Annotated in this window: 14 protein-coding genes and 5 pseudogenes; 10 read left to right on the top strand and 9 right to left on the bottom strand. The window is 70.9% G+C overall.

Going from position 1 to position 22,483, the window contains the following annotated elements:
• Positions 1–10 precede the first annotated feature (10 nt).
• Positions 11–904, bottom strand: a complete 894-nt coding sequence (locus tag ENC19_RS12905) for a tryptophan 2,3-dioxygenase (RefSeq protein WP_164447452.1) — start codon at positions 902–904, stop codon at positions 11–13.
• A 148-nt stretch (positions 905–1,052) separates the two neighbouring features.
• Between ENC19_RS12905 and ENC19_RS12910 the strand changes: the two genes are divergently transcribed.
• The 3 genes from ENC19_RS12910 (at position 1,053) to ENC19_RS12920 (ending at position 2,997) form a co-directional block, all read left to right on the top strand.
• Entirely contained in the window at positions 1,053–1,532 is a 480-nt protein-coding gene (locus ENC19_RS12910; protein WP_164447453.1) for an Lrp/AsnC family transcriptional regulator, read from the top strand.
• Positions 1,533–1,605: 73 nt separating this feature from the next.
• Positions 1,606–2,151: a hypothetical protein gene (locus tag ENC19_RS12915; protein ID WP_235944772.1), complete on the top strand. Its 546-nt coding sequence runs from the start codon at positions 1,606–1,608 to the stop codon at positions 2,149–2,151.
• 12 nt (positions 2,152–2,163) lie between these two features.
• Positions 2,164–2,997 carry a class F sortase gene (locus tag ENC19_RS12920; protein WP_164447454.1) on the top strand — a complete coding sequence of 278 codons (834 nt, stop codon included), beginning with the start codon at positions 2,164–2,166 and terminating at the stop codon, positions 2,995–2,997.
• 192 nt (positions 2,998–3,189) lie between these two features.
• Here ENC19_RS12920 and ENC19_RS12925 read toward each other — a convergent pair whose 3' ends face one another.
• Positions 3,190–3,723 carry an HNH endonuclease gene (locus ENC19_RS12925; protein ID WP_164447455.1) on the bottom strand — a complete coding sequence of 178 codons (534 nt, stop codon included), beginning with the start codon at positions 3,721–3,723 and terminating at the stop codon, positions 3,190–3,192.
• A 250-nt stretch (positions 3,724–3,973) separates the two neighbouring features.
• Here ENC19_RS12925 and ENC19_RS12930 point away from each other — a divergent pair, with 250 nt between their 5' ends.
• The 3 genes from ENC19_RS12930 (at position 3,974) to ENC19_RS12940 (ending at position 7,112) form a co-directional block, all read left to right on the top strand.
• A complete protein-coding gene (locus tag ENC19_RS12930; protein ID WP_164447456.1) occupies positions 3,974–5,026 on the top strand; it encodes a mechanosensitive ion channel family protein in 1,053 nt (350 codons plus the stop codon).
• A 223-nt stretch (positions 5,027–5,249) separates the two neighbouring features.
• Positions 5,250–6,620, top strand: a complete 1,371-nt coding sequence (locus ENC19_RS12935) for an MFS transporter (RefSeq protein WP_164447457.1) — start codon at positions 5,250–5,252, stop codon at positions 6,618–6,620.
• 63 nt (positions 6,621–6,683) lie between these two features.
• The gene (locus ENC19_RS12940) at positions 6,684–7,112 is read left to right on the top strand and encodes a globin (protein ID WP_164447458.1); all 429 of its coding nucleotides are present in this window, start codon (positions 6,684–6,686) and stop codon (positions 7,110–7,112) included.
• Positions 7,113–7,154: 42 nt separating this feature from the next.
• Here the strand turns inward: ENC19_RS12940 and ENC19_RS12945 are convergent, their stop codons facing one another.
• From ENC19_RS12945 to ettA, 4 genes and pseudogenes are all read right to left on the bottom strand, one after another.
• Positions 7,155–7,739 (bottom strand): type III secretion system chaperone family protein, encoded by a 585-nt coding sequence (locus tag ENC19_RS12945; protein WP_164447459.1) that lies wholly within the window; start codon positions 7,737–7,739, stop codon positions 7,155–7,157.
• A 130-nt stretch (positions 7,740–7,869) separates the two neighbouring features.
• Positions 7,870–8,549: pseudogene (locus ENC19_RS12950) on the bottom strand (hypothetical protein).
• Positions 8,546–8,989 (bottom strand): acyl-CoA thioesterase, encoded by a 444-nt coding sequence (locus tag ENC19_RS12955; RefSeq protein WP_164447460.1) that lies wholly within the window; start codon positions 8,987–8,989, stop codon positions 8,546–8,548. Before ENC19_RS12955 ends, ENC19_RS12950 begins: the two are co-directional and overlap by 4 nt.
• 14 nt (positions 8,990–9,003) lie before the next feature.
• The gene (ettA, locus tag ENC19_RS12960; RefSeq protein WP_164447461.1) at positions 9,004–10,680 is read right to left on the bottom strand and encodes an energy-dependent translational throttle protein EttA; all 1,677 of its coding nucleotides are present in this window, start codon (positions 10,678–10,680) and stop codon (positions 9,004–9,006) included.
• 343 nt (positions 10,681–11,023) lie between these two features.
• Between ettA and ENC19_RS12965 the strand changes: the two genes are divergently transcribed.
• From ENC19_RS12965 to ENC19_RS12975, 3 genes and pseudogenes are all read left to right on the top strand, one after another.
• Positions 11,024–12,424 (top strand): alpha,alpha-trehalose-phosphate synthase (UDP-forming), encoded by a 1,401-nt coding sequence (locus tag ENC19_RS12965; RefSeq protein WP_119579773.1) that lies wholly within the window; start codon positions 11,024–11,026, stop codon positions 12,422–12,424.
• Between the two features lie 41 nt (positions 12,425–12,465).
• Positions 12,466–15,027, top strand: coding sequence for a trehalose-phosphatase (gene otsB, locus ENC19_RS12970; RefSeq protein WP_164447897.1), 2,562 nt, complete (start codon positions 12,466–12,468; stop codon positions 15,025–15,027).
• A gap of 687 nt (positions 15,028–15,714) precedes the next feature.
• Positions 15,715–16,310 (top strand): annotated as a pseudogene (locus tag ENC19_RS12975) (hypothetical protein).
• Between the two features lie 357 nt (positions 16,311–16,667).
• Here the strand turns inward: ENC19_RS12975 and cobA are convergent.
• From cobA to cobC, 3 pseudogenes are all read right to left on the bottom strand, one after another.
• Positions 16,668–17,918 (bottom strand): annotated as a pseudogene (gene cobA, locus ENC19_RS12980) (uroporphyrinogen-III C-methyltransferase).
• A 117-nt stretch (positions 17,919–18,035) separates the two neighbouring features.
• Positions 18,036–19,144, bottom strand: a pseudogene (gene cobT, locus ENC19_RS12985) (nicotinate-nucleotide--dimethylbenzimidazole phosphoribosyltransferase).
• A pseudogene (gene cobC, locus ENC19_RS12990) lies at positions 19,144–20,226 on the bottom strand (Rv2231c family pyridoxal phosphate-dependent protein CobC). The pseudogenes cobT and cobC overlap by 1 nt, the downstream one beginning before the upstream one ends.
• 121 nt (positions 20,227–20,347) lie before the next feature.
• Here cobC and ENC19_RS12995 point away from each other — a divergent pair.
• Positions 20,348–22,480, top strand: a complete 2,133-nt coding sequence (locus ENC19_RS12995; protein ID WP_164447462.1) for a transglycosylase domain-containing protein — start codon at positions 20,348–20,350, stop codon at positions 22,478–22,480.
• Positions 22,481–22,483 lie beyond the last annotated feature (3 nt).

A 22,483-nucleotide genomic window follows, 5' to 3' on the forward strand; every position in this document is an offset into this window, starting at 1 on the left:
CACAACCGCCTCACATCGCCGTCCGGGCCGACCACAGTTCGGGGAAGACCACCCGGGCCATGCTGCGTTGCAGCCACGCCAGACCGGCGGAGCCGCCGCTGCCCACCTTGGCGCCCATCGTCCGCTGCACCGCCTTGATGTGGTGGTGCCGCCAGTCGCCGAACTGCTCGGCCACCTCGGTCAGCGCCTCGCCGAGCATCCGCAGGTGATTGTCGGGCCCGGCATCGGCGTAGATCCGCACCCAGGCCGCCTCCACGGCGGGGTGCGTCTCGTGTTCGGTGGCCACGTCCCGCTCCAGCAGGTCCGCCGGCAGGTCGTGACCGTGCCGTGCGAGCAGGGCGACCGCCTCGTCCCAGACGCTCGGGGTGGCCAGGGCGTCGGTGAGCTCGGCGTACACCTCGGTCTGCCGCCGGAACGGGCGGATGAGTGCCGGGTCGCGCAGCCCGAGCAGGAACTCCAGCTGGCGGTACATCGCCGACTGGAAGCCCGACCCCTCGCCGAGCAGGTTGCGGAAGCGGTTGAAGTCGGCCGGGGTCATCCAGCGCAGCCCCCGCCAGGCGGCGTTGAGCCCTTCCAGGTGCAGCGCGGCGCGGCGCAGCGGGGCCAACGCCTCCCACACCCGGTCGGCGCGCAGCAGCCGGGACGTCTCCCGCAGTTCGTGACAGGTCAGGCCGAAGTACAACTCCATGATCTGGCTGACCATCAGGAACGACATCTCGCCCGGGTCGGCGCTGAGCGGCTGTTGCAGCCGATGCAGCGTGCTGGCCTGCACGTACGCGTCGTACGGCACCCGCTCGGCGAACTCCAGGGTCGGTTCGCCGCCGTTGCGGGCGGCCCGCGCCACCCGCTGCCGTGCGGTGACCGGACGCACCTCCGTCCGGGGCCGCAGCTCCGTCTGCTCCATGCGTCCGCTCCTCCCGGCTCGCCCGTCCAGTCATGATCTCCCGTGCGGTTGGCCAGATGGAATGCCTGTTCAACGGCGCTTTCGGTGGTCGACCTAAGGAACGGAAGCCGCTCGCCGGTAATGACCTGCCGGACGTAAGGTCGCGGGCATGGACGAGATGGACTGGGCCCTGCTCCGCGAGTTGCAGGCCGACGCGCGGTTGTCCTTCAGCGAGTTGTCCCGGCGGGTGCACCTGTCCCCACCGGCGGTCGCCGAGCGGGTCCGTCGGTTGGAGGAGACCGGCGTGATCAGCGGGTACCACGCCCACGTCGACCTGGCCCGGGCCGGCCGCACCGTGGTGGCGCTGATCCGGATGTCCTGTTACGGCGCCCGGTGCATCCTGCACGATCCCGAGGTCGCGCGATGGCCGGAGATCCTGGAGATCCACCGGATCACCGGGGACGCGTGCAGTGTGTTGAAGGTCGCGGCCGGCTCGATCGGGGACTTCGAGGCGGTCATCGACCGACTCGCCCCCTACGGACAGCCGTCGAGCACGATGGTGCTCTCCACCCCACTCGCCTGGCAGCCGGTCACCGCGACGGAAGGGCGCCCTCCTGACAGCCGTCCCCGTCGCCGGGAGCCGGGTTAGCCACCGGAGCAGGGGGAAAGCCACGCGGGTCGCCCCAGCAGGAACCGGTACGCCGGTGCCGGGAGGGAGGATCATGCGAGGTCTGCGACAGTACGGAGGCGTCCAGCACGCCCCGTCGACCATCGCCCGACTGTTCGGGGCGTTCGTCCTGATCGCGGCGTTCGCTCTGGCCGGGCTGCTGCTGCCCGGCACCGCACCCGCCAGAGCGGGTGAGAACACCTTCGTCGAGGTGACGCCGAACAGCGTCCAGGCCGGCTCCCGGGTGAACATCCGGGCCAGCTGCGACAACGCCAACGACCGCCAGGCCGAGGTGACCTCGGACGCGTTCGACCGGGTCTACCTCCGGCCGGACAACGGCTTCCTCACCGGCTCGGTCACCGTGCCGGGCAACAAGGCGGCCGGCGACTATCCGGTGCACCTGCGCTGCGACAACGGCCGGACCGCGAGCACCACCCTCACCGTGCTGAACATGGACCAGCCCACCAAGGGCCCGGCCACCGGTGGTGGCGGTACGGCCGACCGGGGCACCGGGTCGATGCTGCTGCTCGGTGGCGTCGCCACGGTGACCGCGATGGTGATCTTCGGCCTGTTCAGCAGCCGGCGCCGGGCCGGTTCCTGACCCACCGTCATCATGGCGGGCTTCCGCGTACCCGCGCCGGAACCGGGCCCCGGTCCACGCCGTAGCGACCGCCGGGGCCGACGTGCCTGGCGGCGAACGGTCGCCGCGGCCGGCCGGCTGGTCCGGGTCGCCGCGCAGGTCGGTTCGGCGAGCGTCGCCACGCCCGATCCCGCGGCGGCACCGCTACCGCCCAGGCGACGCCCGACCCGGTCGGTGGGAACCAGACGTTCCGGTCACGCCGGTCCGGGACTACCGGTCCTGGTGATCGGCTCGCTGATGCTGCTGATCATCGCGATGCTCGGTGTCGAGCGGATGACCGGGCTCAGCGTGCTACCGGACCGGTTCATCGCCGGGCTGGCACCGCCGCCCAAGAAGTTCCCGCTGCTGGCGGCGAGCGAGCCGGTCGGCATCGAGATCAACAAGATCGACCTGGCCGCCCCGGTGCACAACGTGGGCATCGCGCCCGACGGCAGCATCGCCGCGCCGCCGGCCGAGCGGGCCCAGGAGGCCGGCTGGTACGACCAGGGGCCCACCCCCGGCCAGTACGGTCCGGCTGTCATCGTGGGGCACGTCGACACCACCACCGGACCGGCGGTCTTCCACCAGTTGCCCCAGTTGCGCACCGGCGACCGGGTCGAGGTCGCCCGCTCGGACGGCTCGGTGGCGATCTTCGAGGTCGACCGGGTCGACCGGTTCGACAAGGAACAACTACCCACGGACGACGTCTTCGGTGACTTCAGCCGTCCGCAGCTTCGGTTGATCACCTGCGGCGGGCGCTGGGTGGGTGGGCAGACCGGGTACGCGGACAACGTGGTGGTGTTCGCTTCGCTTGTCGAGGCTCGTTAGGGGTCGCTCTGGGAGTTTTCGGGGGAGCCCGACCCGCTCCGGGCGGTCAGGCTTGATCCCTGCGCGGGTCGGGCTCCCCCGAAAACCTGTTCGGCGCACTTCCCGCGCGGAGGGCGCGGGGATGTCGTCCGCAGCACCGCTGGGTGAAGGATCTGGATTGAGCGCTCCCGTGGCAGGGTGGGTGCTCGCCGGTCAGGCGGCTTCGGGTTCGCGGAGGTCCAACCAGTCGGCCCAGCGCGGGTCGGGGGCGCGGTGGCCGAGCACGCGCCAGGCGATCCCCTTCGGGGCGGTCGGCAACGAGTGCAGTCGCCAGCCCAGCTCGGCGGGGGTCTTGTCGCCCTTGGTGTGGTTGCACCTGGCGCAGGCGGCGACCACGTTCTCCCAGGCGTGCCGGCCGCCGCGGCTGCGGGGGAAGACGTGGTCGATGGTCTCCGCCGGCCCACGGCAATAGGCGCAACGCCAGCCGTCCCGGGCGAAGATCGCCCGGCGGGACAGGCCCACGTGGGTGCGGTAGGGCACCCGGACGAACCGGGTGAGCCGGACGACCGAGGGCACCGGCAGCGCACTGCGGGCGCTGTGCAGGATGCCCTCACCGTCGGCGACGCAGACCGCCTTGGCCGAGAGCACGAGAATCGCGGCCCGACGTACCGATACGACACACAGCGGCTCGTAGGTGGCGTTGAGGACCAGCGCGCCGGAGCCCACCGTGGGTCGTATGTCAGGCATCGCGTCACCCTCCCGGTCAAGCGGCTTACCACTCGCCACCGCCGACCGGCGTCGGGCACAGCCCCACACCACGTCGACGCCGGCCGGATCACCGACGTCCGCTGCGCCAATAGTCCCTGATCGGAACCGGGAATGCACGTACTAATCCTGGGTAGCCCCGTGCCTTCCCCCGGCCGCGCTCGGCCGGCCGGGCGGCGCCGGCCGGTGGGTCGACGGCGGACCCGCCGACCGGTTGGGGTACGAAAACAGGGTGACCGTCAGCAGCCTCAGCCCCACCCCCGCCCCGTCCCGCCCGGAGCCGGTCGAGACGCCCAGTCCGGAATGCCTGGACGAGGCCCTGTGCAAGATCGTCTGGAACTGGACCGACTCGGTGTGGTTCGCCGAGGGCAGCTTCTGGATCCTGGTCAAGCCACTACGGATCATCATGATCCTGCTGCTGGCGTTGGCCGCCCGGTGGCTGGTGCACCGCACGATCCGCCGGCTGGTACGCACCACCAGCGACGCCGGGGTGCCGACCATGCTCCGACCGCTGCGCGAGCGCATCCCGACCGCCGCCACCGAGCCGGGTGAGTTCGTCCCGGAGCGTCGCCGGCAGCGCGCCGAGGCGATCGGCTCGGTGCTGCGGAGCCTGAGCACCGCGTTCATCTTCGGCATCGCCCTACTGATGGTGCTCAAGGAGTTCAGCTTCGACCTGGCGCCGTTGCTCGCCAGCGCGGGCATTGCCGGCGTCGCGCTCGGCTTCGGCGCGCAGAGCCTGGTCAAGGACCTGATCGCCGGGTTGTTCATGCTGATCGAGGATCAGTACGGGGTGGGTGACAACGTCGATCTCGGCGAGGCGTCCGGCGTGGTCGAGGCGGTCGGACTACGGGTCACCACCGTCCGGGACGCCCGAGGGGTGCTCTGGTACATCCGCAACGGCGAGATCGTCCGGGTAGGTAACAAGAGCCAGGGGTGGGCGTTGGTGGTGGTCGACCTGCCGATCGGTTTCGCCGGCACCGAGGAGGCGACGGCCGTGCTGCGTACCGCCGCCGCCTCGATCGCGGTGGACCCGGAACTGGCCCCGTCGATCGTCGAGCCGCCGGAGGTGCTGGGCGTCGAGCAGGTCACGGTGGAGGGCACGGTGATCCGTACGGTGGTGAAGACCACCGCCGACGGTCAGTTCGCGGTGGGCCGCGAGCTGCGTCGCCGACTCGCCGAGGCGCTGGAGAACTCCGGTATCACCGCGAGGATCGCGGCAGGCCGGCTCTACCCCGGGCTACCTACTCGAACGGACTCCGAGACCGGTCAGGGCGGCGCCACCTGAGCCGACCGGCGGGGGTCGCGTCCGAGCGACCCCCTCGGGTATCGTCCGTTCGTTCAGTCGGAGATGCGACCAACCAACCGTTCGCCCTAGCCAGTTGTCAGACGATCGGGCAGAATCCGGTGCACACGCTTACCGAGCGGTGTCACGTCCTCGCTGATCTGCAGACCTGACGATGGTCCCGGGCCGCCATCACGAGTGGCCAGACACCGGGACGATGGAGGCGATGGTGTCCGACGAGCGACCTTCTCCGGAAGGGCCGGCCACCTTCCGGGAGGTTTTCGCCCAGCGTGAGTATCGGGCCGTCTTCGCGGCCAACACGCTGACCTGGGTCGGTGACTACGTAGCCCGGGCGGCCGTCACCCTCCTGGTCTATCGGGAAACCGAGTCCGTGGCGCTGTCGGCGGCCGCCTTCGCGGTCAGCTACCTGCCCTGGCTGGTCGGCGGCCCGTTGTTGGCCACGATCGCCGAGCGGCACCGGTTCCGTCAGGTGATGGTGGTCTGCGACCTCGTCCGGATGGCGCTGATGCTGCTCGTCGCCGTCCCGGGGATGCCGGTGCCGGTGATCCTGGCGCTACTGTTCGCCACCACGCTGGCGAATCCACCGAGCCAGGCCGCGCGGTCGGCACTGCTGCCGTTGATCCTGCCCGGGGACCGGCTCGTCGTCGGGCTGTCCGTCAACGCCAGCGTGGGACAGGCCGCCCAGGTGGTCGGCTACCTGCTCGGCGCCGCCATCGCGACGGTCAACCCCACCGCCGCACTGCTGATGAACGCGGGTGCGTTCGCACTGTCGGCGGTGCTCGTCCGACTCGGGGTGCGCGACCGGCCACCGGCGATGACCAGCGCCCATCGCAGTCACCTGATCCGGGAGACCGCCGCCGGCTTCCAGATGGTCTTCAAGACACCGGTGCTGCGGGCGATCGCCGTCCTGGTCTTCAGCGCCATGCTCTTCTCCATCGTGCCCGAGGGACTGGCCGCCGCCTGGGCCAACGAACACGCCGGCGAGAGCATGGACCCGGGGCTGGCCCAGGCGGTGATCATGGCCGCCACCCCGACCGGCTTCATCCTCGGCGGGCTGATCATCGGCCGTACCGTCGCACCTGCCCGCCGGCTGCTCCTGCTCCGGCCATTGGCCGTGATCGCCCCACTGGCGCTGGTGCCCGCACTGCTGGACCCGCCGCCGGTGGTGGTGGCGCTGCTCGCCGCCGTCTGCGGATTCGCGGTGGCCGGGCTGCTCCCGACGGCGAACGGGCTCTTCGTCCAGGCACTCCCGGACGGCTTCCGGGCCCGGGCGTTCGGTGTCATGGCGACCGGCGTGCAGGTCATCCAGGGTGCGGCCGTACTGGCCACCGGGTTGCTCGCCGAGCGGTTTCCGATTCCGCTCGTGGTGGGCGTCTGGAGCGTCGCCGGAGTGATGTTGATGTCGCTCGTCGTCCTGCGCTGGCCCGACCAGCAGACCGTGGCCGCCTCCGTCGAGGCCGCCCGGGCCGCCTCCACCGCGACCGACGGGACCGCCCGGGCGTCGCAGGAGGGTTCCTCCGACGACCCCGGTCCCGGGCACCTGGGCCCGGGCCGGCCTCGGCACGCGGTGACCTGAGCCACGCTCGTTCACCCGGTGCCGGACGGGCGGGCACCGGGGCGGGCCTGGCAGGATGGAACGGTGAATCCCGCAGGTGAGTCCGAAGGCCACGGCGAGGCGGTCACCTTCTTCGACGCCGTCGGCGGTGAGCCCACCTTCCGCAGGCTGGTCGAGGAGTTCTACGCCGGCATCGCCGCCGATCCGCTGCTGCGCCCGATGTATCCGGAGGAGGATCTGGGCCCGGCGGCCGACCGGATGCGGCTGTTCCTCATGCAGTACTGGGGTGGCCCGAACACCTACTCGGCGCAGCGGGGGCACCCCCGGCTGCGGATGCGCCACGCCCCGTTCCGGATCGGCGCGGCCGAACGCGACGCCTGGCTGGGTCACATGCGCCGGGCGGTCGACCGCCTCGACCTGCCTCCGGCGCTCGCCGCGGAACTGTGGAACTACCTGGAGCGGGCGGCGTACTTCATGGTCAACGACATGTCGGACCCGGCCGCACACGGCTGACCGGCACCCCGCCACCCGACGGGGTAGATGGCGTAACCCCGGTCAGAGCAGGGCACCCTCGTCGTGCAGCCAGTCGACGAAGCTGGTGGCCACGGCGGCACCGCAGTCGAGCAACTCGACCAGCAGCGCATCGTGGGCACCGGCCGCGAGCGGCACCTGCAACTCGGCGTAGATCGGCAGCTGCCCACGTTCGGTGGGGTCACCCACGTACGCCTTGCAGAAGCGTCTGGTGTGGTTCCACTCGTTGACCACCCGGTAGGCCCGGTCCGCCCAGTCCGGCGGCACCGTCGCGTGTGGCCGGGCCCGCAGCACGAGGATCTCGTCCTCCGGCCCTTCCAGGGTGACCAGCACCGCGTGCCGCTCCCACATGGCCAGCAGGTTGCCGTCGCCGTCGGCCAGGTAACGCACGTCGAGCAGGTCGAGCGCGTCGCAGATCCGGCGCAGGGTGACCTGTTCGACGGTGGCTGGCATGTCGGCGATCAACGGACGCTCCGCAGCCGGGCAGTCGTCGCCCGGTTGGCGGGGCGCCGGCGGGCCGACCCGGACGGTACCTTCCACCATGATCCTGCTTCGAGTTTCCGGGTCACCGCCACTGGCGGGACCTGGACGCCATGACCACCACGGCATCGCTCGCGCACCTCACTCCCCAGCGGATCCGGTCGCCTACAGTGGGTGGATCCGAGGATGGACGGTACCCGGACAGCCGGAACGAAGCACCCCCCCAACGCCAGCACCAAACCGGAAGGATGGGTAGCGGTCAGCCGTTCGGATGAGTCACGGATGGCCGTACGACAAGATCCGTGGCCTTCTGCGACCAGATGGCTCCGTACGGTCCCACCAGGCCGACCCATCGGCCAGCCGCCCGTACCTGCACGCCGTCAGCGTCTGACGAGTCCTCCGAGGCGGCGAGGAAACCCATGCGAACCAGACCCTGCACCATCCGCTGGGTCACCTCCACCGGACGGTCAGGCTCGTCGTCGGGGGTGACCACCACCGCCACGTGGTCCAGCAGGGCGTCGCGTAACACCCGCTGCCCCACCGCCCGACCACCGACGCCGTGCTCGGCCGCCGCGCGCAGGGTGCCCGCCGCCGCCTCGGCCAGCCGGCGCAGTTCCCGCCCGGCAGCGTCTCGACCCGACGACTGACGGCCGGCGGCAGGGCCCACCGCCACTGCGCGTCGTGGCGGGCCGGCAGGTTCGCGCCGCCGGCCGCGAGTTCGGCGAGCAACTGCCCGGCGGCGACGGTCACGTCGCCAGGGCACGCCCCAGCCACCGTGCGCACGGCCAGCACCTCCCACGGCAGCCGCGCCCAGAGGGCGGTACGCGCACCGGCAGCGGCCGGCCTCAGCCGAACCAGGGCGGCGTGCTCCAACCGGACCAGCCGGGCCAGGAACGCCCCCGCGTCGGCGCTGTCGACGATGCCGTGTCCGGCGCTCATGGCGCCGCCTGCGGCGCGTAGCCGAGCAGGAACGTCCGCTCCGGCTCACTCAGCCGCCGGGGTACCTGCCCGGCCAGGTCGAACGGCACCAGCACCGAACGGGCCCGGCTGATGAGCAGCTCGCCGTCGTACATCTCGTAACCGACGGTGAAGGAGGCGGCCCGCAACTCCTCCACCCACAGCTCGATCCGGACGGTGGGCGCGGTCTCGACGGTGGCCCGGTCGAGGGCGTAGTCCACCGGCCGCAGGTAGTCGACCTCGTGCCGGCGGATCACCACGCCCTCGGCGAACGAGTCCACCCCGTACGCCCGGGCACCGACGAACATCAACGCCACCCGGGCCTCCTCGTAGAGGGTGAGGAAGCGGGCGTTGTTGACGTGGCCGTACGCGTCCAGGTCGGACCAGCGCAGGGTGCAGTGGTAGACGAACCGGTCAGCCACGACAGACCGCCCGGTCAGTCCCGGGTCAGCTTGCGGTACGTCACCCGGTGCGGACGGGCCGCCTCGGCGCCGAGCCGGTCGATCTTGTTCTTCTCGTACGCCTCGAAGTTGCCCTCGAACCAGAACCACTTCGCCGGGTCCTCGTCGTCGCCCTCCCAGGCCAGGATGTGCGTGGCGACCCGGTCCAGGAACATCCGGTCGTGGGAGATCACCACGGCGCAGCCGGGGAACTCCAGCAGCGCGTTCTCCAGGCTGGACAGGGTCTCCACGTCCAGGTCGTTGGTGGGCTCGTCGAGCAGGATGACGTTGCCGCCGATCTTCAGCGTCAACGCCAGGTTGAGCCGGTTGCGCTCGCCGCCGGAGAGCACCTTCGTCGGCTTCTGCTGGTCGGGGCCCTTGAACCCGAACGCGGCGATGTAGGCCCGCGAGGGCATCTCGACCTTGCCCACCATGAGGTGGTCCAGCCCGTCGGAGACGACCTCCCAGACGGTCTTGTCACCGTCGAGGCCCTGCCGGTTCTGGTCGACGTAGGACAGCGACACGGTCTCGCCGACCCGGACCCGGCCGCCGGTCGGCTCCTCCAGCCCGACGATGGTCTTGAACAGGGTGGTCTTGCCGACGCCGTTCGGGCCGATGATGCCGACGATGCCGTTGCGGGGCAGCGAGAAGGAGAGGTTGTCGATCAGCAGCCGGTCGCCGAAGCCCTTGGTCAGGCCGTTCGCCTCGATGACCGTGTTGCCCAGGCGCGGACCCGGCGGGATCTGGATCTCCTCGAAGTCCAGCTTGCGGGTCTTCTCCGCCTCGGCGGCCATCTCGTCGTACCGGTCGAGACGGGCCTTGGACTTGGTCTGCCGCGCCTTGGCGTTCGAGCGCACCCAGTCCAGCTCGTCGGCCAGGCGCTTCTTCATCTTGGCGTCGCGGCGCCCCTCGACCGCCAGCCGGGCCGCCTTCTTCTCCAGGTAGGTGGAGTAGTTGCCCTCGTAGGGGTAGGCCCGGCCGCGGTCCAGCTCCAGGATCCAGTTGGCCACGTTGTCCAGGAAGTAGCGGTCGTGGGTGATGGCGACGACCGTGCCGGCGTACTTGGCCAGGTGCTGCTCCAGCCACTGCACGCTCTCGGCGTCCAGGTGGTTGGTGGGCTCGTCGAGCAGCAGCAGGTCGGGCGCCTCCAGCAGCAGCTTGCACAGCGCGACCCGGCGGCGCTCACCGCCGGAGAGCTGGGTGACGTCGGCGTCCGGCGGCGGGCACCGCAAGGCGTCCATGGCCAGTTCGAGCTTGGAGTCGATGTCCCACGCGTCGGCGTGGTCCAGCTCCTCCTGGAGCCGGCCCATCTCCTCCATCAGCTCGTCGGAGTAGTCGGTGGCCATCTGCTCGGCGATCTTGTTGAACCGCTCCAGCTTGACCTTCGTCTCCGCCACCGCCTCCTCGACGTTGCCGAGCACGGTCTTGGCGTCGTTGAGCGGCGGCTCCTGGGCGAGCATTCCCACGGTGAAGCCGGGCATCAGCCGGGCCTCGCCGTTGCTCGGCTGGTCCCAGCCCGCCATGATCTTGAGGAGGCTGGACTTACCGGCGCCGTTCGGACCGACCACCCCGATCTTGGCGCCCGGCAGGAAGTTCAGCGTCACGTTGTCGAGCACGACCTTGTCGCCGTGCGCCTTGCGCGCCTTGTCCAGGACGTAGATGAACTGGGCCACGGTGCGGGCTCCTCCGTCGCTGTCGATCGCCGATTTCGCGTGCCACGGGCGCGGGCCAGGGCCGCCGTCCGCCGTCGTCGGCCGGCAGCCGGCCGCGCGCACGCCGTCGTCAATCCTGACAGGTACGCCGGACCGCGCCCACATCGCCCCGCCAGACGGTGTCCACCGGGTCCGGCCAGCGCCCCGACCGACGGCCGGGGAGAGCGCACCTGTAAACATGATCACGTCCAGGGTTCGCCGAGTTCGGCACGGGTAGGTGAGTCCGGCACAGGGGAACAGACACCGCAGCTACGCTCAGTACGCTCATCGCGGTGGACCCGTCAGCACCCGGAGGTGGCCGATCGTGACCGTCCGTAGCTCCTTTGTCGTAGTGGCGAACCGACTGCCGGTCGACGAGGTGAGCACACCCGAGGGGCGGCAGTGGCGACGCAGCCCCGGCGGGCTGGTCACCGCGTTGCATCCCGTTCTCGCCGAGCACCAGGGCACCTGGGTCGGCTGGGCAGGCGGCACCGGCGCGGCCCCCGAGCCGTTCGACCTGGAGGGCATCCGGCTGCATCCGGTGCCACTGAGCGCCGAGGAGTTGGAGCGCTACTACGAGGGGCAGTCCAACGCCACGATCTGGCCGCTCTACCACGACGCCGTCGAGACACCCGCCTACAAGCGCCGCTGGCGTGAGGCGTACCGCCTGGTCAACGCCCGGTTCGCGGAGGCCGCGGCGGAGGTCGCCGCCGAGGGGGCCACGGTCTGGGTCCAGGACTACCAGCTCCAACTGGTGCCGGCGATGCTCCGGGAGCTGCGCCCCGACCTGCGGATCGGCTTCTTCCTGCACATCCCGTTCCCGCCGATCGAGCTGTTCATGCAGATGCCGTTCCGCACCGAGATCCTGCGCGGCCTGCTCGGCGCCGACCTGGTCGGGTTCCAGCAGCGGCTCGCCGCGCAGAACTTCGTCCGGCTCGCCCGGCACCTGCTCGGGCTGCGGTACGAGGGCCAGATGATCCAGGTGGACGGCCGCCAGGTCAAGGCCGGCGCGTTCCCCATCTCCATCGACACAAAGGAGATGGAGCGGTTGGCCGCCGACCCGGCGATCCAGGCGCGGGCCAAGGAGATCCGCGAGGAGCTGGGCAATCCCCGGACGATCATCCTCGGCGTCGACCGGCTCGACTACACCAAGGGCATCGAACTGCGCCTCAAGGCGTTCCGCGAGTTGCTTGCTGACGGAAAGTTGACAGTCCCCGACGCGGTTATGGTGCAGGTCGCCACACCGAGCCGCGAGCGGGTGGAGCACTACCAGGCACTTCGCGTCAAGGTTGAGCGCGAGGTTGGTCGGATTAATGGCGAATTCGGCCGGGTTGGCGTGCCGGCGGTGCATTATCTGCATCAGTCGTACAGTCGGACCGAACTGGCTGCGATGTACGCCGCCGCCGACGTGATGATGGTCACTCCGCTGCGAGACGGAATGAACCTGGTGGCCAAGGAGTACGTCGCATCAAGGGCGGACCACGGGGGCGCACTCGTACTCAGTGAGTTCGCCGGCGCCGCCACCGAGCTGCGTCAGGCGTTCCTGTGCAACCCGCACGACCCCGACGCGGTCAAGGACGCTCTGCTACGGGCCGTGCATGTGGAGAAGCCGGAGGCTCGTCGCCGTATGCGGACAATGCAACGCCATCTGCGCACCCACGATGTGGGGCACTGGGCGAAGTCCTTCCTCACCGAACTCGGTGTGCCCGACATGGAGGCAGCGTGAACGCGGCGTCCAACGAGAACAGCACGCCCGTCGCTGGCCCGATGGACCCGGAACTGCGCTCCGCCATCGGGCGCATCGCCCGGGTACCCCAGCTCCTGGTCGCCTGCGACTACGACGGCACGCTCGCGCCGATCGTGGAAGACCCCAGCAAGGCCGTACCGCTGCCGGAGTCGGTGGCGGCCGTGCGGGCCCTGGCGGCGCTGCCGCAGACCACCGTGGCGGTCGTCTCCGGCCGCGCGCTGCGCGACCTGGCCGCCCTCTCCCGGCTGCCGAGCGAGGTCCACCTGGTCGGCAGCCACGGCTCCGAATTCGACATCGGCTTCGTCGAGCGGCTCTCCCCCGAACTGATCGCCGTCCGCACCCGGCTGCGCGACGCCCTGCGGGACATCGCGGCGGCTCACCCCGGTGTCCGGCTGGAACGCAAGCCGGCAAGTGTCGCCGTACACACCCGTGGGGTCGATCCCCAGGTCGCCGCCGCCACCATCGACGCGGTCCGCAACGGCCCCGCGACCTGGCCGGACGTCACCGTCACCCAGGGCAAGGAGGTCATCGAGCTCTCCGTCGTGGCCACCCACAAGGGCACCGCCGTCGACCAGCTGCGCACCCAGCTCTCGGCCAGCGCCGTGCTCTTCATCGGCGACGACGTGACCGACGAGAACGCCTTCGGCAACCTGCACGGCCCGGACGTCGGCATCAAGATCGGCCCGGGTGAGACGAAGGCCGGTTACCGGGTGGCCGAGCCGATCGAGGCCGCCCGGGCGCTGGGGTTGTTGCTGGAGACCCGACGGCACTGGTTGTTCGGTGAACGGGCGGTGCCGATCGAGCGACACTCGATGCTGGCCAACGGTCGGACGGTCGCGCTGCTCACGCCGGACGCCAAGGTGAGCTGGCTGTGCAACCCCAAGCCCGACTCGGCGGCGATCTTCGCGGATCTGGTCGGTGGCAGTCCGGCCGGGCACTTCAGCGTCGCGCCGGAGCGGGGCGGCATTCCGCTGGGCCAGCGCTACCGATCGGGCACGATGACCGTGGAGACCCGCTGGTCCGGGCTCACCGTCACCGACTGGCTGGACAAGCCGGACCCCAAGGCGACGCCGGACGGCCCGGCGATCATCTCCGGCGACTCGACCCTGATCCGGGTACTGACCGGCACCGGGCGGGTCCGGGTCGAGTTCGCCCCCAGGCCGGAGTTCGCTCAGGTGGCCGTGCAGCTTCAGCCGCTCGGCGACGGCCTGCTGGTGCTCGGCTCCAACGAGCCGGTCGCGCTCTACTCCCCCGGCGTGCAGTGGGAGGTCGGCAACGACGGCGGGTACGAGACCGCCAAGGCGGTGGTCGACCTCGCCGCGCTCGGCGGCCAGGTGGTGCTGGAGCTGCGTTTCGGTACGCACAGCCTGGAACACCACCGGCTACCGATCCACGAGCGGCAGGCCGCCGCCGAGCGCCCCTGGAAGGACTGGGTGGCCTCGCTGCGGCTGCCGACCACCGCCCGGGACCTGGTCGCCCGCAGCGCGCTGACCCTGCGCGCCCTCTGCCACGAGGCCACCGGCTCGATCCTGGCGGCGGCGACCACCTCGCTGCCGGAGGAGCTGGGCGGAGTACGCAACTGGGACTACCGCTACTGCTGGCTGCGGGACGCGGCGATGACCGCCCGGGCCCTGGTCGACCTGGGCTCGATCAGCGAGGCCGAGGCATTCCTGCGCTGGGTGGACGGCTGTGTGGAGCGCACCGGTGGGCACCCCGAACGGCTGCACCCGCTCTACACGGTCGACGGCTTCGAGCTGGGTGCCGAGGCGGTCATCGACACCCTGCCCGGCTACGCCGGATCCCGCCCCGTACGCGTCGGCAACCTCGCCAACCACCAGCTCCAGCTCGACGTCTTCGGCCCTATCGCCGACCTGATCGCCGCCACCGCCGACGTGCGCGGCTCGGTACGCGCCGAGGAGTGGCGGGTGCTGGAGAACATGGTCGAGGCGGTCCGCCGTCGCTGGCACGAGCCGGATCACGGCATCTGGGAGGCCCGCCTACCACCACGGCACCACGTCTTCTCGAAGGTCATGTGCTGGATGACCGTCGACCGGGCGCTGCACGTGATGCGTCAGCACGGCGGCGAGGACCGCCCGGAGTGGGTGGAACTGCGCGACCGGATCGGCGCCAACGTGCTGGAGTACGGCTGGCACGAGCACGCCGAGGCGTACAGCGTCGCGTACGGCGACGAGGACATGGACGCCTCGTCGCTGTGGATCGGGATCTCCGGACTGCTCGCCGGCGACGATCCCCGCTTCCTCTCCACCGTGCTGAAGATCGAGGCGGATCTGCGCAGTGGGCCGGTCGTCTACCGCTACCACTGGGACGACGGGCTGCCCGGCCGCGAGGGCGGCTTCCACATCTGCACAGCCTGGCTGATCGAGGCGTACCTGCGCACCGGCCGGCGGACCGACGCCGAGGAACTGTTCCTACAGATGATCGACACGGCGGGTCCGACCGGCCTGCTGCCCGAGCAGTACGACCCGCTGGCCGAGCGCGGCCTGGGCAACCACCCGCAGGCGTACAGCCACCTCGGAGTGGTCCGCTGCGCGCTGCTCCTGGACAACATGCTCAAGCAGTAACAAATCACCCACACCAAAGCGGCCGGAGACCCCATTCTCCGGCCGCCTCCACCCACCCCCTTACCCACCCCTCACCTCCGGTTTTCCCCGTTGATCATGAGGTTGGCGGCGTTATTGATCTCCAAAACTGCCGCTAACCTCATGGTCAACACTGTGGGTGCTGTGGGGTGTGGGGCGCTGCCGGGGGGAAGTTTGGCTATTGTGCCCGGCTTTGGGCGGTCAGGCTTGGCCCCGGGGCCGGGTGCGGCGGGTGCGGCGGGTGCGGGTCACACCCTTCCTTGTCGTGCGGGAGGGGTCAGCGTTTGGTGTGGATCTTGGTGCGGTTGTGCCCTTTGGTGGGCGTTGTCGGACCAAGATTGCGGGTTGTCGGGGGCGGTTGTCGGGGTTTGGGGGTGGGTGTCGGGTTCTGGGCGTGGCTCGGGGTGGAATGGGTGCGGGCCCGGGGGCGTTGTGTACGGGTGAACGGCCGAGGAGGACACCGCCCGCCAGGGTGGGTGCGGGCCCCCGGGAATGATGGTGGGCCGGTGGTCGTTGGACATGGTCCCGGCGATGCGAAGCGGCGATACGCCCCGCGTGCCGGAAGGACTTTCCCCCTTTTTTGTTTGGGCGCCTTTGTGGTGCTTGCGTGTGCGCGCCCCGTCCCCCCTGTGGGTGTGTGTGCGTCGACCCCCGAATGGAGCTTCTGTGATGAACACGATGCTGCGGAAGAGCGTGCTGGGTATCGCGGGTCTGGCGTTCACCGGTGGTCTGTTCGCCGGTCCGGTGGCCGCTCACGCCGACACCACCCCGGTCACGACCGCCCCGGTCGCGGCGGTGCAGGCCGACGTGGTGCGGGCCGACAAGCCGGACATGGGCAAGCTGCTGCCGCACGGCGCCCGATCCAGCCAGTCGCACGTCAGAGCTGAACGGCGAGCAGATCGACAACGTCAAGGCGATCTCGCCGCGACGAAGTTGCGATGGACTGGAGCGTGCCGCCGTGGTGGTCGATCGCGACCGCGTTGCGAGTCGAAGCGCTGGATTTCAGTTCACGCTGGTGATGGCGGATGTGTCTGACTAACGGGCCTGTTCAGCAGCGCCCGTCCTCCGGCTGGGAGCACGGTGGAGCAGATCACCGACCCCGAGTACTCGACCTGGCTATCAGGGGTTGAAGCAGGTCGACGGCTGGCGGGACATGCCCACGCGGCCCAGGCCGCCAGACCGTGCAGGTGTCGGCGTACCCCGACCACTACGCCCAGTGGGAACAACAGGCCGCCGACCTCGTCGCCCAGCGCTGGACCAGCTGACAACCGACCGAGCCGAAGACATTCTCCACAGGGGAGCAGAAAACCGCTGGCAAACGCCCGGGCAGGTGCCGGCCAGCGGCACATATCCACACACCGAAGCAACCGACTACAGACCACAGACCCACCGCAGCAGACCCACCCCGGGCTGGCCTCCGGCCGGGGTTCGGGTCAGGCTGGGGGCGACCGTGCCCGGCGCAGGGATCAAGCCTGACCGCCCGAAGCCGGGCACGGTCGCCCCCAGCCCCACCGCAACCACCGAAAGCCGGGCACGGTCAGCCCCACCGCAACCACCCAGGAGCCGGACGCGGTCAGCCCCACCGCAACCACCCAACAAGCTGGAAACCCCAGAGCAAACGCTCAGTCCAGCCCAGCCGACCCCAGCGCCGATACCACGTCACCGACCACGACCACCGCCGGCGGACGCAACCCCGCAGCGGTCACCGCCTCGGCCACTTCGCCGAGCGTCGAGCGGACGATCCGCTGACCGCCGGTGGTGGCCTCCTGGATCACCGCGGCCGGCGTACCGGCTGCCCGTCCGTGCGCCAGCAGCGTGCTGGCGATCAACGGTAGGTTCTTCAGGCCCATCAGGATCACCAGCGTGCCGCGTAGACCGGCCAGCGCCTCCCAGCGGACCAGTGAGTCCGGCGATTCCGGCGCGACGTGCCCGGACACGACGGTGAACTCGTGTGCCACCGATCGGTGGGTGACCGGAATGCCCGCCGCAGCCGGTGCGGCGATCGAGCTGGTCACTCCGGGCACCACGGTGACCGGTACTCCGGCCGCCGCGCAGGCCAGCAGCTCCTCGCCACCCCGGCCGAAGACGTACGGGTCACCGCCCTTGAGCCGGACCACGAAGGCACCCGCCGATGCCCGGTCCACCAGAATCCGGTTGATCTCCTCCTGCGTCCGGGACGGGCCGTAGGGGATCTTGGAGGCGTCCACCAGTTCGACGCCCGAGCGCAGCTCGTCCAGGAGCAGTCCGGGCACCAGCCGGTCGGCGACCACCACGTCGGCCTCGTTGAGCAGCCGCCACCCACGGAGGGTGATCAGTTCCGGGTCACCGGGTCCGGCGCCCACCAGGGCGACCCGGCCGGTGCGGCCACCACCGTCAGCGGGACGGTTCGCAGGGGTCGCCGGCTCGGCCAGGTCCAGCGGCTTCCTCTCGTGTTGCAGGAGGGTACGGATGGCGTCGCGGACGCTCACCGCGCGATGGGGGTCGCCGCCGCCGTGCACCGCGACGGTGACCGGGCCGTACCGGGTCACGGCCGGGGTCCCGGAGCCGTCGCCGCGTGCCGGTCGTCGGCGCGTACCACAGAAGATCCGCTGTTGGGCGGCGAGCGGCGGCTCCGCGGCGGCGATCGGGTCGTCGATGGCGACCTGCACCAGCCAGGCGCCGTTGAGGTCGTCGGGGCGAACCGGCGTTGACGCCCAGCGCAGCTACGCCAGCGTCAGACGCGCGCAACGCCGGGGTGATCTCCGGCGTCTGGCGACCAGCGCCCGCGTCAGGCAGCGCCGGGACCCGCCGCGTGGCCACCTGCGTCCCCGCCCACCCACCACCACGCGAAGTCCAGCGGGCCGGAGCCCCAGGGGGTACGCGTTGGTGCTCACGCTGCTGCCCGCCCGACCTGGGGCGGCGCCCAGGGCGCCAGTCGCTCGACCCGCCTCGTTCCGCGCACCGGACGTGCCCGGCATCTCGCGGCGAGTTCAGAGGTTCGCTCGCTCACTTCACTCGGCCACCCCGGCGGAGTCGAAGAAGGTGGCCACCTCATTCGCAGCACCCGGACCGCGCCGGTGACCACGGGGAGAGCCAGCAACGCTGGTACCGCCGAGCCACCGGAATGTGCGAGGTCGATCGGAGGTGAACCGAGCCGGCGCAGCGCGACGGTCGCGCCGAGCTCGGCGGGCATGGTGACCGGCGACCGCAAAGCCGCCACGAGTCCGGGCGTGGAAGGTGCGTTGGAGCCGCGGCGGAGTGCCAGATCACCCCGTCAGCAACACCGGTACGCGGCGCGCGGCGGCACCGAGCACGAACCCGGCCAGGGCGGCGTGTTCCAGCCCACCGACTGCGGCCAGCACACCGAGCGGATCCGCCGGGTCGGGGTCGTGCCGGCGCAGCGCGGCCCGGACCACCTCGATCTTGTGCTGGTAGGTCGGGTCGTCGACGCCGGTCCCCCGGCCGGTGACCTCGGCGGCGTCGGCTCCGGTGAAGGCGGCGATCAGGGCGGCGGCCGGGGTGGTGTTGGCGATCCCCATGTCACCGGTCAGCAGGATTCCGGCACCGGCGTCGACCAAATCCCCGGCGACGCCGATGCCGACCTCGACCGCCGCCCGTGCCTCCTGCCGGGTCATCGCGGCGGTGACGGTCATGTCCTGGGTACCGCGCCGGACCGGTGCGTTCACCAGCCGGGGCACCACCGGTTCCGGTGCGCCGTGCAGGGCACCGGCACCGTCCGGGCGGTCGACGTCGGCCACCGGCAGCGGGGCCGCCACCCCGACGTCGATCACGGTCACCGAGGCGCCCGCCTGCCGGGCGAAGGCGTTGACCACCGCTCCACCGGCCAGGAAGTTACCCACCATCTGCCCGGTGACCTCCTGCGGCCAGGGACTGACCCGCTGGGCGTGCACGCCATGATCACCGGCGAAGATCGCCACCGCCGCCCGGTCGGGCACCGGTGGCGGGCAGCTGCCGGCCAGGCCGGCGAGGCGTACGGACAGCTCCTCCAAGGCGCCGAGCGAACCGGCGGGCTTGGTCAGGCGCGCTCTGCAGCTGCTGCAGCTGCGGTCATCGCCGCCTCGTCGAGCGGGCCGACGGCCGCGATGGTGTTCTCCAGCATCATGCCTCCATGATCTCGGCCAGCACCGTGGTGAAAGCATCGGTGGTCGCCCGATCCCGAACTGCGATCCGTTAGTCCGGACCGAGTCCGGGAAACGTGCCGCCCCGGCGCACCGCCCAGCCACGCGCCCGCAGCAGCTCCCGGATCCGGTCAGCGCCGAGATCCGCACCAGCACGAAGGCGTTGGTCGGACGGCTGGCCACGCGTACTTCGGGCAGGGCCGACAGCCGGGCGACCAGATGTTCGCGGTCGGCCGCGAGCTGCCCGGCGATGGCCCGTTCGGCCTGGGCCGCTCGGGCCCGGGCACAGGCCTCGGAGGCGGCGCCAGCGCCGGGGTGGAGACCGCCCAGAGCGGCTGTACGGCGGCCAGTCGGCGCAGCAGCGCGGCCTCGCCGAGCAGGTAACCGATCCGCAGCCCGGCCAGCCCCCACGTCTTGGTGAGGCTGCGTACGACAAGCAGTCCCGGCAGGTCCCGGCGGGCGGCGAGCGATTCGGGTTCGCCGGGCACGCCGGGCCTGGCGGCGGTGTCCGCGAACGCCTCGTCGACCACGAGGACCCGACCGGGGCGGGCGAGCGCGGCGAGGTCGGCGGCGGGATGCAGCACGGAGGTGGGATTCGTCGGGTTGCCGATCATCACCAGGTCGGCGTCGGCGGGTATCCGATCCGGGTGGAGCCGGAAACCGTCCGCCGCGTCGAGCAGCACCCGCTGCACCGGATGTCCGGCTGCCCGCAACGCGGCCTCCGGCTCGGTGAACTGCGGGTGCACCACCACCGGCCGGCGTAGCCCGCGCAGCGCCTGGGCGAGCAGCGCACGAAGCCTTCGGCGGCACCGGCGGTGAAAGCAGCACCTCCTCCGGTGGGCGACGGTGCCGGGCGGCGACGGCGGCGCGGGCCGGGGCGGGTCCGGGTACGCGGCGAGGTCGGCCATCGACGCGTGATCGGCCCGGCCAGCCAGGGTGGCAGCGGGGCGCGTCGCACGTTGACGGCGAGGTCGACCAGGCCCGTGGCGACCTCGGCGTCACCGTGGTGGGTCAGATCCGGTTCGACCGCCGTCGTGGGTGTCGCGCTCAGCTGCCCATGCATGACCGCGATCCTGCCGGGAAGGCGGCGCGGGGGACAGCAACCCGGCGGGTGGGCCGCATCACCACGCATCACTTCATGAGTATTTCTCATGTATGAATCGGAAATGTCATAACTTGGCGGTGTGAGCTTCCGACCCCTTGCTGCCGCTGGTCGTCTCGTCCCACTGCTCCGCGCCGGGCTGATCGCCGGCATCGTCGTCGCCGCCGCCGCGTACCCGGTCGTCGCGGTGACCGGCGTCGGCGCCAAGGCCACCGCGCACGCCGTGGAGAGCAAGACCCGGCTGCTGACCACCGCCCTGCCCGCCGAGACCTCCTACCTGTACGCGCCCGACGGCAAGACCGTGCTGACCATGTTCTTCGAGGAGTACCGGCAGTACACCAAGCTGTCGGACATCTCGCCCAGCATGCAGCAGGCCATCGTGGCCGCCGAGGACAACCGCTTCTACCAGCACCACGGCGTCGACCCGAAGGGCGTCGCCCGGGCCTTCGTGGCCAACGCCCGCTCCAGCGGCGTCTCCCAGGGGGCCTCCACGCTCACCATGCAGTACGTCCGGATGGCGCTGCGCGACAGCGCCACCAACCCCAGGGAGGTGCAGGAGGCCACCGCGCAGACCCCGACGCGCAAGATCAAGGAGATGCGCATGGCGGTCGACCTGGAGAAGGAGTTGAGCAAGGAGGACATCCTGGAGCGGTACCTCAACTCCGCGTACTTCGGGCACCGCGCGTACGGCATCTACGCCGCCAGCGAGATCTTCTTCTCGAAGACCCCCAAGGAACTGACCGCCGTCGAGGCGGCCACCCTCGCCGGGTTGGTGAAGTCACCCTCCCAGTACGACCCGGCCAGCTCGGACCAGAAGGAGGCCACCGCCCGACGCAACTACGTGCTGGACAACATGGCACGTCTCGGCTACGTCTCACCGGATTCCGCCCAGGCGGCGAAGGGCGAGCCGATCCGGCTCCGACTGACCTATCCGCCCAACGACTGCGCGGCCGTGCCCGAGAAGTGGAACAGCTGGGGGTTCCTCTGCGACTACCTGAAGAACTGGTGGAGCGCCCAGCCGGCGTTCGGTGAGAACCCGCTCCAGCGGTTGGACAAGCTACGCCGGGGCGGCTATCGGATCGTGCTGAGCATGGACCCGAAGATCCAGACGGCGGCGGAGAAGAACGTCGGTACCCAGTCGAACACCGGCAGTCCGTTCGCCAACGGCATCGTGGTCTCCGAACCCGGCACCGGGCGGGTCAAGGCGATGGCGGTGAACCGCACCTACTCCCTCAACCTGGACGAGAATCCGCTCAGCTCCAACCCGGAGGCCGGGCCGGAGGTCAAGGCCAACTACCCGAACACCGTGGCGCCCCTGATGGGCGGTGGTGACCTGCCCGGTTACCAGGCCGGATCGACGTTCAAGATGTTCCCCATGCTGGCCGCCCTCGACGCCGGCATGCCACTGAACACCACCTTCAACGCGCCGCACAGTTACCGCTCCGAAGTCTACGACGGCTGGCAGCCCTCGAACGCCAGCGGCGCGATGAGCGGCACGCAGACCATGTGGTCCGGCTTCGGCAAGTCGGTGAACACCTACTTCGTCTGGCTGGAGGAGCAGGTCGGGGCGGAACGGGCCGTCCGGCTCGCCGAGCAACTGGGGCTGCGCTGGCGTACCGACGTGGACCGGGAGCACGCCTCCCCGGCGAAGGCCAACAAGTGGGGCGCCTTCACCCTGGGCGTCTCCGACGCCACTCCGCTGGAGATGGCCAACGCCTACGCGGCGGTCGCCGCCGACGGGCGTTACTGCGAGGCGCTGCCGGTGAACGCCATCTACAACCGGGATGGCACCCCGACCACCTACACCACACCCGGCGGTATCGAACGGGAGGTCGCCAAGCCACGCTGCCGCCAGGTGGTCAGCGCCGACGCGGCGCGCGCGGCCACCGACGCCGCCCGTTGCCCCACCGGCGACACTCCGGCCAAGGGCAGTTGCGGCGGCTGGTCCACGGCCGACAGCGTGCGCGGCACGGTGGGCCGCCCGGTGGCCGGTAAGACCGGTACGACGGACAGCACCCGATCCGCCTGGTTCGTCGGCTACACGCCGGAACTGGCGGCGGCCAGTTTCATCTCCGACCCCGACAATCCCTTCAACGCGGTGGGCGACGGCCAGTCGCAGATCCCGATCGCCGCGGTGTCGAACACGCTTCGCGACGCCCTGAAGGGCAAGCCCGTCCGGGACTTCGTCCCACCGTCGGACCGGATCGTCGGCTGATGC

This window comes from Verrucosispora sioxanthis (assembly GCF_010560025.1).
Lineage (GTDB): Bacteria > Actinomycetota > Actinomycetes > Mycobacteriales > Micromonosporaceae > Micromonospora > Micromonospora palythoicola.